Origin of the sequence: Thalassobacillus devorans (genome assembly GCF_900176565.1) — a bacterium.
Taxonomy (GTDB): Bacteria; Bacillota; Bacilli; order Bacillales; family Halobacillaceae; genus Thalassobacillus; species Thalassobacillus devorans_A.
Genome location: NZ_FXEH01000006.1, coordinates 1110714 through 1124494, shown reverse-complemented (window position 1 = coordinate 1124494; position 13781 = coordinate 1110714). Strand labels below are relative to the sequence as shown.

Here is a 13781-nt window from a genome sequence, read left to right as displayed (position 1 = left end):
ATGTATTTAAATCATAGCCCTTCGGGTAGTAATTTTCAAGCTAATCTGCCAAATTAAAGGTGCTTCTCAATTCCGGATCCGCGGGAATTTGTCGACAAAGTTCTTACAGCTTAATTTTTGCATAGTTGACCTCGTTTGACTGTGACAAAGGTCATTAATCAGAAACTTATAATCCATTATATCTTTCAACCCGATGACTTCATCTTCCGTCCCTTCGAAATCTGAACCGAACCCCAGAACGGATTCACCTCCCATAGCTACTATGTACTCTACGTGCCTGACGATTTCCTGCCTGTGAGCCACTTTTCTTCCATTAATGAATTCTGGTACAAAAGTGATTCCTATCCAACTGTCGCAGTCAATCAAAGCCTGTACCTGGGAGTCATCCAGGTTACGGATATGAGGTGCAATCTGAAAAACATTTGAATGGGAAGCCATGGGATAATCACCTATGTCCATAACATCCCAAAACCCCTGATAGGATATATGGGAGAGATCGATCCAAATCTGTTCTTTGTTCAAGTAATGAACTACTTCCTTCCCAAAAGAAGATAACCCGGCACCTCGTTCTTCTTCTATGCCATCACAGACGGCGTTAGCCTGATTCCATGTAAGTCCGACGATACGTACCCCCATCCGGACTAATGCCTTCAGTTTATGGATATCTGCCCCAATCGAGTGACAGCCCTCCAGTGTCAATATTGCTCCTTTTTCATGCGCTTTTAAATTTAATAAATCTTGCCTGTTACTAATGAACTTCACATCATCATAAGGTGCGACTATTTGTTCAAAAAAAATAGACACCATTTCAAGAGCCACGCTGAATTGTGATTCTTCTTTTACTTCCTCTGGTACAAAGATAGCGAAACACTGTACTTTGATATCACTTTGTTTCCACTTCCTATAATTAAAGCGGAGTTGTTCGCTATCATAGAAATCAACCTTCTTTTCCCATAATTTCCATAACACATCACAGTGCGCATCGATTATCACTGGTATTCTCCCTTCCCAAACCTGGCTTATGAACAAGTCTGTTCTCAATCGTGTTTTTCCAGTAAAGCTCCCTTTAATTGAAGACTCAGTTTCGAGATAAATTGTTTCCGTTACGATAGTAACGGTTAGGAGGTCCGGGAAATTACTCGCTTTCCGTGGGCATGTGGTGAGCTTCCTCAGGCTTCGCCTTGCGGGATCTCACCGCTCATGTTCATCCCACTGGAGTCTCGCAATTTCCCGGACCTCTTTGCGTTTATGATAGAAACGGAAACATTGATATGCAGACCTTTAGCTTGAACGGGTGTTTGTAACATGCATCATCGTTCAATATTAATAGCGTTGTGGAAGACACCTTCATCTTGACAGGGGTTCGTTTCTCCCATTCTTCGGATGGGGTGGTTGGGAAACTGCGAGACTCCCGCGGGAGAAGGGGCTAGGCAAGACCCCACAGGGAGTGAAAACGACCGAGGAGGCTTGCCGGTTCCCCCGCAGGAAAGCGAGTAGTTTCCCAGCCGCCCCTGACACTTTTATGGTATAGAACCCTAAATATCTCGAAATCAAGTCTTCGACTTTTCGGCTCTATTGTTGAATAAGTCTCTTATGGTAGATCATAAAAACATTAAGGAGATTCGAAGAGTAAAAAATATAAGCCGTGCTTGGATAGCACGGCTGTTCTTGTCCATTTAATTTTCAATGGAAGAGCTTGTCGTTTATCGAGGTTCGACAATCAATTTAATTGCAGTACGCTCTTCTTCATCAATCATGATGTCTGTAAAAGCCGGAATACAAATAAGATCGACACCACTGGGTGCTACGAACCCTCTGGCGATAGCTACTGCCTTGACGGCCTGGTTCAACGCACCAGCGCCGATCGCTTGAATCTCCGCTGTGCCACGTTCCCTAAGGACGTTTGCTAGAGCTCCTGCTACTGAATTCGGACTGGATTTGGCTGAGACTTTTAATATTTCCATTACTAGCTCCTCCTTCATAAACTATAGTTGTTCCATAACTACTATATTCTTGGAGATGAAGAATATTCCTTTTCATTATGAAGGAATTTTTAGAAAAGTTCAAATAATCAGCCGAAGAAAGGGTGATCGTCGTTAATCATGATCCGTTGGAGTTTCTTTGCCTTTCCTGTGGCTTCATCAACATCTGCCAATACTGCGCTTAGTTGTTTTCTACCCGTTTTTGGGACTTCGAAACGTACAGGGAGGTTTGTGAGAAACCGTTTGATCACAGCTTCTCGCTCCATTCCGAGGATGCCATCGTAAGGGCCAGTCATCCCGACATCGGTAATGTAACCTGTGCCTCCAGGAAGGATTCGTTCATCAGATGTTTGCACGTGGGTATGGGTACCGACATGGATACTGACTCTGCCATCCACATACCAGCCCATTGCCTGCTTTTCACTGGTTGTTTCGGCGTGAAAGTCTAAAAAGATGATATTGGTCCGCTTCTTAGCTGTCTCTATTAACTCATCTACTTTGCGGAATGGGTCATCATTTGGTGATAGGAATGTTCTCCCTTGCAGGTTAAGTACTGCCACCTCGCCATGGTTGGTTTTGACATAGGTAATCCCTTTACCGGGAGTCCCTTCCGGGTAATTGGCAGGCCGCACCATATATTCGGCATCTTCGATAAAATCAAATATTTCTTTTTTATCCCATGCATGATTCCCTAATGTTACTGCATTTCCTCCCCACTCAAGAAAATTGCGGTAAATTTTTTCCGTTATTCCTTTTCCAGATGCGGAGTTTTCTCCATTGATAATGGTCACTACTGGTTGATATTTCGCTTTCAGTTTCGGTAAGTATTCCTGGACCATATCTCTTCCAGGTGATCCGACCACATCACCGATAAATAATATTTTCATTAACCTAATCCTTTCTCACTATATATTCAGATTCAGTTTCACACAGGAAGGCTCCGTTGTCAAAGCTGGGTCATGCAAAGGGAATACCAGGATTTGCAATACTTTAAGCATTTAATATAGGTACACTCTCTTAAAGTATAAAAAAGTAAAGTGACCGTAACGGCCACTTTACTTTTATTTAGCATATTCAACGGATCGCGTTTCACGGATGACAGTCACTTTAATATGACCTGGATAGTCAAGCTCATCCTCAATCTGTTTACGGATGCTTCGAGCCACTTTAGTAGCTGTGACATCATCGATTTCATCTGGCTTCACCATAATCCGTACTTCACGACCTGCCTGGATAGCGAAGGATTTTTCAACCCCTTCATGAGATTCACAGATCTCTTCCAGCTTTTCCAGACGTTTGATATAATTTTCAAGCGTTTCACTGCGGGCACCTGGTCGTGCTGCAGATAGAGCATCAGCTGCTGCGACAAGTACCGAAATAATAGAAGTAGGTTCTTCGTCTCCGTGGTGGGATGCAATCGCATTGATCACTACTTCATTTTCCTTGTACTTCACTGCCAGCTCTTTCCCGATTTCTACGTGGCTGCCTTCAATTTCATGATCAATCGCTTTTCCGATATCATGCAGAAGGCCGGCACGGCGGGCTAATGTTTCGTCTTCCCCCAGCTCTGCTGCAAGCAGTCCTGAGAGATACGCTACTTCCATCGAGTGTTTTAAGACATTTTGACCATAGCTTGTACGATATTTTAAACGGCCAAGAATTTTTACCAAGTCAGGATGCAAGCCATGTACACCGACCTCGAATGTGGTCTGTTCACCGACTTCACGGATGTATTCATCCACCTCGCGTCTTGATTTATCAACCATTTCTTCGATTCTGGCCGGGTGGATCCGTCCATCCTGAACCAATTTTTCTAAAGCTATCCGAGCAGTTTCTCTTCGAATCGGATCAAAACCTGATAAAATGACTGCTTCCGGCGTATCATCTATAATCAAGTCGATTCCGGTCAATGTTTCCAGTGTCCGGATATTTCGACCTTCACGTCCGATGATGCGTCCTTTCATTTCATCATTTGGAAGGTTTACAACCGATACCGTCGTTTCCGCTACATGATCAGCGGCACAACGCTGCATGGCAAGTGAAAGAATGCTTTTCGCCTTCTTATCCGCTTCCTCTTTGGCACGATTCTCTGCTTCTTTGATCATGAGAGCAGATTCATGAGAAACTTCTTGCTCCACACGTTCTAAAATAATCTGTTTAGCCTGGTCTGAAGTTAAGCCGGAAATGCGTTCAAGCTCAGTTTGTTGCTCTTGCAGCATAGCTTTCACTTTGCTTTCCATTTCTTCAATTTGTTGTTGTCTTTCGGTAAGAGTTTCCTCTTTTTTCTCGAGCGTAAGCTCACGCTTATCTTGCGTTTCACTTTTACGATCGAGGTTTTCTTCTTTCTGCATTAAACGATTTTCTGTCTTTTGTAGTTCCATACGACGTTCGCGAATTTCGTCTTCTGCATCCTGGCGCAGACGATGATTTTCATCTTTCGCTTCCAGCAGGGCTTCTTTCTTAGCTGCCTCTGCATTACGGCGACCTTCATCTACGATCTGTTTCGCCAGTTCTTCTGCACTTGAAATCTTCGCTTCCGCTATGGATTTCCGAATGAGATACCCAACAACAATACCGACGATCAGGGCAAGCAAAATGAAGATGAGCAGGGATACCAAATTATCCATGATTTCACCTCCTCTTGCTATGAAATTGTACAATTTGTCGGCATGTACATACGTTTCATTTTCAGACAAACATTGTTTAATAGGTGTATAAAAAAATGAAAATGATACACGTTAATTTTAAGCTTGTGAAATGGTAATGTCAAGGAATCGTCAAATATATATTCCTTGATTTTCCTTGTTTCTGCTAAGTTTCAGCTACTCATGGAAAAATATTCCCTGTTTCTTAAGGTGTTGCAGCAAGGAACATGTAAGTTTTTTGCATAAAAAAAGCAGTTCAACCGAGGGGGACAGGTGCTACTATCCCCGACAATTGAACTGCACGTTATGGTTTATACATCCAGTGATTCTTGATTCGCTTCATTAGAGGCGTCTTCGCCTTCTTCCCCTTCATACATACCATAATGTCTTCTTATTTGATCATTGATAGCTTGATAGACATCAGGGTTTTCTTTCAGGAACTGCTTGGCGTTTTCACGTCCCTGGCCTAAACGTTCCTCGTTATAGGAGTACCAGGATCCGCTCTTCTGGACAATGTCCAGGTCAGAACCGATATCAATCAGTTCCCCTTCGCTGGAAATCCCCTGACCATACATGATATCCACTTCTGCCTGCTTGAAAGGTGGTGCAACTTTGTTCTTCACAACTTTGATCCGTGTTTTGTTCCCGACCATATCATTACCCTGCTTCAGCGTTTCTGCACGGCGCACTTCCAGACGTACAGAAGAATAGAATTTTAATGCCCGTCCACCTGGCGTAGTTTCCGGGTTACCGAACATAACACCGACTTTTTCACGAATTTGGTTGATGAAGATAGCTGTCGTCTTTGATTTGTTGATGGCACCGGAAAGCTTACGCAATGCCTGAGACATCAGACGCGCTTGCAAACCTACGTGGGAATCACCCATCTCGCCTTCGATTTCAGCTTTGGGCACTAAAGCAGCAACGGAATCGACAACTACCATATCGACAGCACCACTGCGAACAAGCGCTTCAGCAATCTCTAAAGCCTGTTCCCCTGTATCCGGCTGGGATAGTAAAAGTTCGTCAACATCGACACCAAGGTTCCTCGCATAGACAGGGTCCAAGGCATGTTCAGCATCGATGAAAGCTGCTTGTCCTCCCTGGCGTTGAGCTTCTGCAATCGCATGAAGCGCAACAGTTGTTTTACCGGAAGATTCCGGTCCATATATTTCAACGACACGCCCGCGTGGATAGCCGCCTACACCAAGTGCGACATCAAGTGCCAGCGAACCACTGGGAACCGTACTGACTTTTTGCTCAGCCTGCTCCCCCAATTTCATGACAGAGCCTTTACCGAACTGTTTCTCAATTTGTCTAAGCGCCATATCTAACGCTTGTTTACGATCACTCATAATATTCCCCTTTCAGCTTTGCTATCCTTATAATAACTTGTTTTAGATGATTTGCCAACTAAAAAGCGAATGAATGTTCCCTTTTTTTCATGCGTTATGATGACGATAATTCTTGCTTCCTTCAGGAAAAGGCTGGTTATTGCCCGCTTTTTTTGGATGATAAATCTTTTTTCAAACGATGAAAAAGTAATTCATAGCCTTTCTTCACGCTCCGGTTACGTACCGTCTCCCTGGTTCCATTAAAATGAAAGTGATACACTTCGGCAGGCTCATTGTTGATTTGGATACCGATGTACACGGTCCCTGGTTCTTTGCCCTCACTCGAATCAGGTCCTGCCACTCCTGTAAAACTGATCCCGATATCTGATTTAACGAGCTGTTTTATGTTCACAGCCATCGCTTTTGCACATGCCTCACTTACTGTTCCATACTCTTTGATAAGGGCACCCGGGATACCAAGCATCTTTTCTTTCATGTCAGGAGTATAGGTCACGACACTCCCCTCACAGACGCTTGAAGCTCCAGGTAACGTAATGAGGCCATCGATGAACCTGCCGCCTGTCAGGCTTTCCGCTGCAGCTATCGTCAATTGCTTTTCTTTTGATAAAGTAAGAACTTCCTGCTGGATGGTTATATCATCGGAACCATAATAATAGTCGCCCATTTTGGAAAGAATGACGTTCTTTAACGAGAGAATCATAGCTCGCGCTTCTTCTTCTGTATCCCCTTTTGATGTTAACCTTAATCCCACCTCTCCTTCTGAAGCTAAAGGAGCGATAGTCGGATTCGTCTGGCTGCTGATTAAATCTTGAAGTTCATGTTCCAACTGGGATTCCCCTATCCCGATAAAACGAAGCATTTCAGATACGATTTCGGTTTGTAACTGAAAATAATTCTGGAAATAAGGGAGTACATGTTCTTTCATTAAATACTTCATTTCAGAAGGAACACCAGGGAGAAATACCCAAAGCACATTTTCATGTTCCACCATCATTCCCGGCGCCATGCCTTCTTCATTTTGAAGCACTTTCGCATCTTCGAATACAAGGGCCTGCTTACGGTTGTTCGGTGACATAGGACGGTTGTTTTTTAGGTAGAAGTGTTCCACTCGCCTGGCGCTTTCCGGGTCCTCGATAAGTTTTTGGGCGAAGATTTTTTGTGCTGCATCCCTGGTCATATCATCTTCCGTCGGGCCGAGCCCCCCTGTAACAATAACAAGATCAGACCTGCGCTGAGCCGCCTCAAAAGTTTCGACGCAGCGGCTGAAGTTATCACCAACCACCCCGTGGAAATAGACATGGATCCCCTGGGCAGCCAGCTGGGAAGAAATCCATTGCGCATTCGTATTAGCGATTTGTCCTAGTAATAACTCCGTGCCAATTCCTATGATTTCCGCTTTTACTGTCTTCATTATTTAGAATCCCTCATTACATGCCAATTCTTCGCAAAATAATCATAGCCTGAAATGACCGTAATAATCATCGCAGCATATAAAATGATGGTTCCAAACGGAAATCCAGCATAAGCAAATGGCCAATTGTGGAGCAGCAATACGGCTATCGCTACAATTTGAAGGGTAGTTTTCCATTTCCCCATATTACTTGCTGCTAATACAATTCCTTCACCTGCCGCTACAAGACGGAGTCCTGTAACAGCAAATTCCCTGCTGATAATAATAATGACAATCCAAGCCGGAGCAAGACCTTGTTCTACAAGTAAAATCAAGGCGGCTGATACCAGCAATTTATCAGCAAGTGGATCAAGAAATTTACCAAGGTTGGTTACTAAATTATGTTTTCTTGCATAATAGCCATCTACCCAGTCCGTAGTCGAAGCAATGATAAACAAAATGGCAGCTGCCAAATGGGACCAGGGAAGTTCTCTTTCCCCCATAGTCACTTCGCCCCAGTTAAAGGGTACACTCATCAATATAATAAAAATCGGTATTAATAAAATTCGTGAAATCGTAATTCTGTTCGGTATATTCATTTTCCATCCACTCCTATTGTCTTCCGGCATGATGAAGAAAAGCTGTTCCAGTAAGAAGGGTACAAGTGTCAAAGACGACACCTTGTGTTACTAGGAACAGCTTCCCTGCAGTTTATTTATTCAGCTACTTTAATAAGAAGTTTCTGTTGCATATTTTCCACTGGAAACTCGATTTCCTGCTCATTGAGTTTGACAGTAGTTCCTGGCACAAAGCCTGTTTTAATGAAAATCTGTTCTTCCTCGCTTACATCAACTGTGATCGGTGAGTCATCTTTCCCATAGATTTTACTGTCAATTAATGTTTCCCCATTCGGTTCTTTCATAACTTCCAGATAACTATCGTTCCTCACTTCGATCGTGAGCTCCAATTCGTCTACTTGGGATATTTCTACCGTGTGTTGAGGAAAACCACCTGACCCTGTCTCCGTCACTTCCACGTTAAGCTCTTCTTGTTCTTCAGAACTATCTTCATTAGTTTCTTCAGCCGCTTCATCCTCTTCGTTTGCACTATCATCGGAGGCTTGGTTATCATCTGCTGCATCGTCTGTTTCTTCGGAATTTTCATCGCCTGAGTTATTTTCTTCAACGGAATTATCAATGATAATTTCATCTTCTCCACTTCCCTGATCTCCTGAATCCCCACCTGAATTTGAATTCAGCTGGGAAAGAAAGAAATACGCAGCAAAAATGATAACCCCTATCAATATGATGGTAATGATAGTCGGAAATACTCTGGAAAAATTGCTATTGGCTGGTGACGCTTCTTCCTTGGAACGCTGTACTCGGTTATAGGCAACACTGCTATCCTGAGGAGACGCAGGCAATTCGTTTTTATGTTCCTCCATCACTTCATCAGGATTCAGACCTACTGCCGCAGCATACTCTCGTATAAAAGCTCTGGCATAAAATGTTCCAGGCAGGGTGCTATGATCTCCTTTTTCGATAGCTTGTAAATATCGTTTTTGTATTTTAGTGACTTGTTGTATTTCTTCCAATGACAAGCCTTTTGATTCTCGCGCTTCTCTCAAGCGAGTACCGAGGTCCATGTATAACACCATCCATTACTTTAAAAATCGAACATGGAAAAACCATCGTTTGGTGAAAGCTGCGGTTTTTCTACTGTATCATACTTTATTTCTTCGTCTTCTGTATTCCTTAATTCGATGATATAATCGAAATCTTCCATTTTATACTCGGATTCCTGGACGAAAATATCCGGGTGTTCGACCACTTTGGTGGCAGGCAGCCTCATGATTTCCCGAACCAGCTGCCAATGCTTTTCATTCGCACGGCGTGTGGAAACAATACCGTCTATGATATATAGCGTGTCTTCACTGTATTCATCTTCAATCAACTGGCTTCGAATTGTTTGTTTCAGCAGCGTGCTGGAAACGAACAGCCAGCGTTTATTCGCACAGACACTGGAAGCGACGATGGACTCTGTTTTTCCTACACGTGGCATTCCTCTTATGCCGACCAGCTTATGTCCTTCTTTCATAAAAAGCTCGGCCAGAAAATCTACCAGCAAACCTAAATCTTCCCGGATAAATCGAAATGTTTTTCGATCATCGACATCGCTATGAATATAGCGGCCGTGACGTACAGCCAGCGTATCTCTGAGCTTAGGCCTTCTCAATTTTGTAATCTTAATGGTATCCATTGTTTTCACAATCGATTTCAACCGATCAATCTGCTCTTCATTTTTACATAATAAAAGCATTCCCCGATGAGAATTTTCGACACCATTGATCGTAATGATATTAATCGCTAACATACCTAATAATGAAGATATGTCACCTAGTAGTCCCGGTCGGTTATACTGAATTTCGTATTCCAGATACCACTCTTTTTTTTCCATATTACAACCCCTCTGGAATGAAATGATATGTAACTGTCCTGCACCTGCTTCAACCCTTCTTTTATAATAAATGATTTTCATATATTAGAAAAGGAATGTTTGTATATTTTGATGAGTTCCACGATTCGACATGATGAAAACCCATTTGACATAAATTGTGGCATAAGCAGATAAAAGCCGCGCTGTCGGGCAGCGCGGCTTTCTAGATCAAAGATGTATTCAGCGTTGGGTACCTTGATCTTGTACCAATTTCACCATCATATTTGCGATGGCGTGCTGTTCCTCTTTGTCAGCCACATTCCATAGATCACGCAAAATCGCTTCCTGATCGTTCTTTGCATCTACTTGCTTTGCCAGATAGCCGCCAATTTCATAAGCAATTTCTGATACGGCATTCTGATTCATCCCTTGACCTTCAGCCTGGTGCAATCGATCACCTAAAAAATCTTTCCATGATTCAAAGTTGTCAAGTACAGACATACTGTTTCCTCCTTTGTTTAAAAATACATCCTTAGTTTTAGAAAAAAGGAGAGTATTATACGCAAAAGAAGAGTCAGAAGAAAAATTTTCTAGGGATTAACTCCATGCGCCATTGATTTTAATGATTTCGCCATTAATATAACTGGCATCTTCACTCAACAGGAAGCCGACTACTTTGGCGACCTCCTCCGGGGTACCCGGTCGACCGGTAGGAATATCATCGAATAATAAAGCCCTCTCTTCGTCATCAAGCTCTATATTCATTTTTGTATCAATGAATCCCGGGCTTACTCCGTTGACCGCAACTCCACTGCGAGCTGTTTCTTTCGCCAGCGCTTTCACGAAACTGTTTTGGGCCCCTTTTACAGAGCTGTACAACACTTCCATACTGGCGCCGACATCTCCCCAAATGGAAGAAATGACCAAAATACGGCCGTATTGATGACGAACCATGGAGGGGAGCAGATGCTTTGTAATCATCCAAGGTGTTTTGACATGAAGGTGATACAAATCATCCATATCTTTTTCTGTCATGTCCTGAAACATTCCAGTCAAAGCTCGCCCACCGGCAAAGACCACGCCATCAAGATGAATATTCAGCTGATCAAGAAACTGATGGATACCAGCAGCGGTTGTTAAGTCAGCCTGCACAGCCCCAAGCCATTGGGCTTCCGGAATGTTTTCTTCCAATTGCTGGATAATCCTGCTGTTTGCATGAAACTGAAGGAAAAGGTTGTATCCTTTTCCTGCTAATTCACGGCAAATAGCACTGCCAATATCACCACTTGCCCCCACTATTAGAATATTAGATTGTGTCATTTTCAGTCCGCTTGCGGAGGTACTACTTGGAAAACAGCGATCCTGTCTTCGTGAATCCAATTTTCCAGAAAGTCATTCGCTTTTTCGATTGTCAACGCTTCGATTTCAGGCAGTACTTCAAAAAGATCGATGCCAAGCAGATGGTAGTGCGAAAACTGATTAGCGATAAACTCCATGGAATTCATGGCGCGTAGGAATTGGCCAATTTTTTTCTTTTTCATACGTTCAAAGTCTTCCTGTGAAATGTGGCGCTCTTTCAATTGGTGCAGCATTTCCTTTACACGTTTCGCTAATTCATCTGGGTTTCTGGAATCTCCTCCAAGAATGGTAAAGCCAAATTGACGATCGAGGTCCGTTTCATAATGGAAGCTGTCATCAATCAGGTCATTTTCGTATAGCTCTTCATAAAATTCTCCGCTTTTTGAGAAATAGTGGCTGAGAATCATACTGGATAGAAGTTCCGCACGGAGGATGTCTCTTCCAGACAGACCTGCTACTTTTTCTTTAAGGCCGATCATGCATTTGGAAGTGGTTACAGGCATTTCGATTTTCTCGAAGGCTTTGGCCACATTTTCTGGTTCTTCTGGATAGGATCTATGGATAGATGGGGCTTCCGCGAATTCCTTAGCATTTTGGTTGTCCTTGACTTGCTTCATCATTTCTTCCGGGTCAAAATTCCCTGCGATGAACAATGTCATATTGGATGGGTGATAAAATGTCTCATAGCACGTATAAAGATCTTCTTTGGTAATTTCATCGATCGACTCCACTGTGCCCGCAATATCTACGCGTACTGGATGCTCATGGAAAAGGCTTTGGATGGTACCGAAGAAAGAACGCCAATCCGGCTGGTCATCATACATTTTGATTTCCTGAGCGATAATTCCTTTTTCTTTCTCGACGGATTGATCGGAAAAATACGGATCTTGTACAAAGTTCAAAAGAGTTTCAACATTTTTTTCAATATTGCTGGTTGCTGAAAACAGATAGGCTGTTTTCGTAAAAGAAGTAAATGCGTTCGCAGATGCTCCTTGCTTTGTGAAGTCCTGAAATACATCACGGTCTTCTTTCTCGAAAAGTTTGTGTTCCAAAAAGTGAGCAATGCCTTCTGGAACTGTAACCGTCTCATCCTTTCCGAGAGGAGTGAACGTTTGGTCAATGGAACCATAGTCGGTTGCAAAGATACCAAACGTCTTCACCATATCCGGTTTTGTCAATAAAAAAACTTTTAGTCCGTTATCCAGTGTCTCTGTATAAATTGTTTCTTTCAGCTGCTCATAAACGAGTTCTTTCATTATTTTTCTCCCCCTTCTTTGCTAGTCAGGAAGTAGATTGTATCTAATTCAATTTTCTTTGCCATATCCACTACTTCTTGCATGGTTACGCGGCGAATATTCTCAATCAGTTCTTCCGCCTCTACCATATGGCCGGACAACACTTGATGATACAGAATTTCAATAAGCCCTTGGGCACTGTCCATCGTCTCCAGAAGCTGGTTGACGACCAATTCTTTTGTCTGTTCTACCTCTTCTTCTGTAAATTCCCCATTACGCATCGCTTCCACTTGTTCCAGAATGATGGATTTCGCCTGTTCGTATACATCTGGTGCGATGCCACTGAATACCAGGAGAAGTCCTTTATGGCTCTCAAACCTGGAAGCAGCATAGTAGGCAAGGCTGTGTTTCTCCCGGACATTCATAAAAAGTTTAGAACTAGGGAAACCACCGAATAGCCCATTGAAAATTTGTAAAGCATAGTAGTCTTCATCCCCGAATGTTGTATGGGTACGGAAACCCAAATGGAGTTTCCCTTGGTTTAGTTCATCTTCTTCAATAATTTCTTTCGACTCATCAACAGGCTGGGTGTTTGTTTTTTTCTCAATAAGTGCCTGGTTGGAGGCATTTTCTCTTGTAAAGTACTTATCAATCAATCGTTCTGCTTCATCTTCATCCACATCCCCAGTGATGTAGACATCGAGCAAGTCATGATTGATGAATGTCTGGTAATATTCGTACAAATCAGCTGCCGTTAACTTTTCAAGGTCTTCAGGATAGCCATGCACATGGTAAGCATATGGTTCATCCTTACACATATGGTCAATCAGACGCATATTAGCATAGCTCATTTTGTCATCTTTTATGGATGTTATCTTTTGCTCGAGCGTCTGTTTTTCCCTGTTGAAGATTTTCTCATCAAACGCATAATTTTCGCTTTTCGGATTGAAAAGGACATTATGGAAAAGCCGTAATGCTTCTTCGAGCAGTGGTGTCCGGTCATTCAAGTAAGCCTCATTGGCTACCTCCATCCGGAAGCTGATCACATGGTTTTCGCCTTTTTTAGTTCCATCGCTGCTCAAAATCGTGCCATACAAATTTTCCAAGGCGGATTGGAGCTGACGTGGACTCGGATGGTCCTGGGTGGCTTTTTGCAATACCATCGGTAATAAAGCCCGCTTGGTCATCCATTCTTTTTTCAATTCGGACTTGAATTTTGCCACTATGTTAATGGTTTTGTATTTTTTACTCGGAAGGATATGTAACCGATACCCTTGTTTTTCTAACATTTTTTCTTTTGTAATCTTCATCATCCCGTCCTCCTCATTCAAACTGCTTCTTTTTATTTTTACATTTTCAAGCTATATTTATCCATTCTA

At 42.7% G+C, this 13781-nt stretch carries 13 protein-coding genes; all 13 read right to left on the bottom strand.

Going from position 1 to position 13781, the window contains the following annotated elements; all coding sequences use genetic code 11:
• Nucleotides 1-66: 66 nt before the first annotated feature.
• A complete protein-coding gene (locus B9Y67_RS16575; protein ID WP_085508397.1) occupies nt 67-993 on the bottom strand; it encodes a dipeptidase in 927 nt (308 codons plus the stop codon).
• A 710-nt stretch (nt 994-1703) separates the two neighbouring features.
• The gene (gene spoVS / locus B9Y67_RS16570) at nt 1704-1964 is read right to left on the bottom strand and encodes a stage V sporulation protein SpoVS (protein WP_085508395.1); all 261 of its coding nucleotides are present in this window, start codon (nt 1962-1964) and stop codon (nt 1704-1706) included.
• 107 nt (nt 1965-2071) lie between these two features.
• Entirely contained in the window at nt 2072-2869 is a 798-nt protein-coding gene (locus B9Y67_RS16565) for a TIGR00282 family metallophosphoesterase (RefSeq protein WP_085508393.1), read from the bottom strand.
• A 174-nt stretch (nt 2870-3043) separates the two neighbouring features.
• Nucleotides 3044-4609 carry a ribonuclease Y gene (rny, locus tag B9Y67_RS16560; protein WP_085508391.1) on the bottom strand — a complete coding sequence of 522 codons (1566 nt, stop codon included), beginning with the start codon at nt 4607-4609 and terminating at the stop codon, nt 3044-3046.
• A 329-nt stretch (nt 4610-4938) separates the two neighbouring features.
• The gene (gene recA / locus B9Y67_RS16555; RefSeq protein ID WP_085508390.1) at nt 4939-5982 is read right to left on the bottom strand and encodes a recombinase RecA; all 1044 of its coding nucleotides are present in this window, start codon (nt 5980-5982) and stop codon (nt 4939-4941) included.
• A gap of 136 nt (nt 5983-6118) precedes the next feature.
• On the bottom strand, nt 6119-7393 hold the full coding sequence (locus tag B9Y67_RS16550; RefSeq protein WP_085508389.1) for a competence/damage-inducible protein A: 1275 nt from the start codon (nt 7391-7393) through the stop codon (nt 6119-6121).
• On the bottom strand, nt 7393-7971 hold the full coding sequence (pgsA, locus tag B9Y67_RS16545) for a CDP-diacylglycerol--glycerol-3-phosphate 3-phosphatidyltransferase (protein WP_085508388.1): 579 nt from the start codon (nt 7969-7971) through the stop codon (nt 7393-7395). The genes B9Y67_RS16550 and pgsA overlap by 1 nt, the downstream gene beginning before the upstream one ends.
• A 116-nt stretch (nt 7972-8087) precedes the next feature.
• Nucleotides 8088-9017, bottom strand: a complete 930-nt coding sequence (locus tag B9Y67_RS16540) for a helix-turn-helix domain-containing protein (RefSeq protein ID WP_176224033.1) — start codon at nt 9015-9017, stop codon at nt 8088-8090.
• Nucleotides 9018-9037: 20 nt separating this feature from the next.
• Nucleotides 9038-9829 (bottom strand): DUF3388 domain-containing protein, encoded by a 792-nt coding sequence (locus B9Y67_RS16535; protein WP_062445900.1) that lies wholly within the window; start codon nt 9827-9829, stop codon nt 9038-9040.
• Between the two features lie 219 nt (nt 9830-10048).
• Nucleotides 10049-10309, bottom strand: a complete 261-nt coding sequence (locus B9Y67_RS16530) for a DUF3243 domain-containing protein (RefSeq protein WP_085508383.1) — start codon at nt 10307-10309, stop codon at nt 10049-10051.
• Between the two features lie 96 nt (nt 10310-10405).
• Entirely contained in the window at nt 10406-11128 is a 723-nt protein-coding gene (gene ymfI / locus B9Y67_RS16525; protein ID WP_085508381.1) for an elongation factor P 5-aminopentanone reductase, read from the bottom strand.
• A gap of 2 nt (nt 11129-11130) precedes the next feature.
• A complete protein-coding gene (gene yfmH / locus B9Y67_RS16520; protein WP_085508379.1) occupies nt 11131-12423 on the bottom strand; it encodes an EF-P 5-aminopentanol modification-associated protein YfmH in 1293 nt (430 codons plus the stop codon).
• Nucleotides 12423-13712 (bottom strand): EF-P 5-aminopentanol modification-associated protein YfmF, encoded by a 1290-nt coding sequence (yfmF, locus tag B9Y67_RS16515; protein ID WP_085508378.1) that lies wholly within the window; start codon nt 13710-13712, stop codon nt 12423-12425. The genes yfmH and yfmF overlap by 1 nt, the downstream gene beginning before the upstream one ends.
• Nucleotides 13713-13781: the final 69 nt, after the last annotated feature.

What these genes read in the sequence shown, in the direction of transcription:
- yfmH (WP_085508379.1), bottom strand. Translation starts at nt 12,423, where the DNA reads ATGAAAGAACTCGTTTATGAGCAGCTGAAAGAAACAATTTATACAGAG.
- spoVS (WP_085508395.1), bottom strand. Translation starts at nt 1,964, where the DNA reads ATGGAAATATTAAAAGTCTCAGCCAAATCCAGTCCGAATTCAGTAGCA.
- ymfI (WP_085508381.1), bottom strand. Translation starts at nt 11,128, where the DNA reads ATGACACAATCTAATATTCTAATAGTGGGGGCAAGTGGTGATATTGGC.
- pgsA (WP_085508388.1), bottom strand. Translation starts at nt 7,971, where the DNA reads ATGAATATACCGAACAGAATTACGATTTCACGAATTTTATTAATACCG.
- B9Y67_RS16550 (WP_085508389.1), bottom strand. Translation starts at nt 7,393, where the DNA reads ATGAAGACAGTAAAAGCGGAAATCATAGGAATTGGCACGGAGTTATTA.
- B9Y67_RS16540 (WP_176224033.1), bottom strand. Translation starts at nt 9,017, where the DNA reads ATGGACCTCGGTACTCGCTTGAGAGAAGCGCGAGAATCAAAAGGCTTG.
- B9Y67_RS16535 (WP_062445900.1), bottom strand. Translation starts at nt 9,829, where the DNA reads ATGGAAAAAAAAGAGTGGTATCTGGAATACGAAATTCAGTATAACCGA.
- B9Y67_RS16565 (WP_085508393.1), bottom strand. Translation starts at nt 2,869, where the DNA reads ATGAAAATATTATTTATCGGTGATGTGGTCGGATCACCTGGAAGAGAT.
- recA (WP_085508390.1), bottom strand. Translation starts at nt 5,982, where the DNA reads ATGAGTGATCGTAAACAAGCGTTAGATATGGCGCTTAGACAAATTGAG.
- yfmF (WP_085508378.1), bottom strand. Translation starts at nt 13,712, where the DNA reads ATGAAGATTACAAAAGAAAAAATGTTAGAAAAACAAGGGTATCGGTTA.
- rny (WP_085508391.1), bottom strand. Translation starts at nt 4,609, where the DNA reads ATGGATAATTTGGTATCCCTGCTCATCTTCATTTTGCTTGCCCTGATC.
- B9Y67_RS16530 (WP_085508383.1), bottom strand. Translation starts at nt 10,309, where the DNA reads ATGTCTGTACTTGACAACTTTGAATCATGGAAAGATTTTTTAGGTGAT.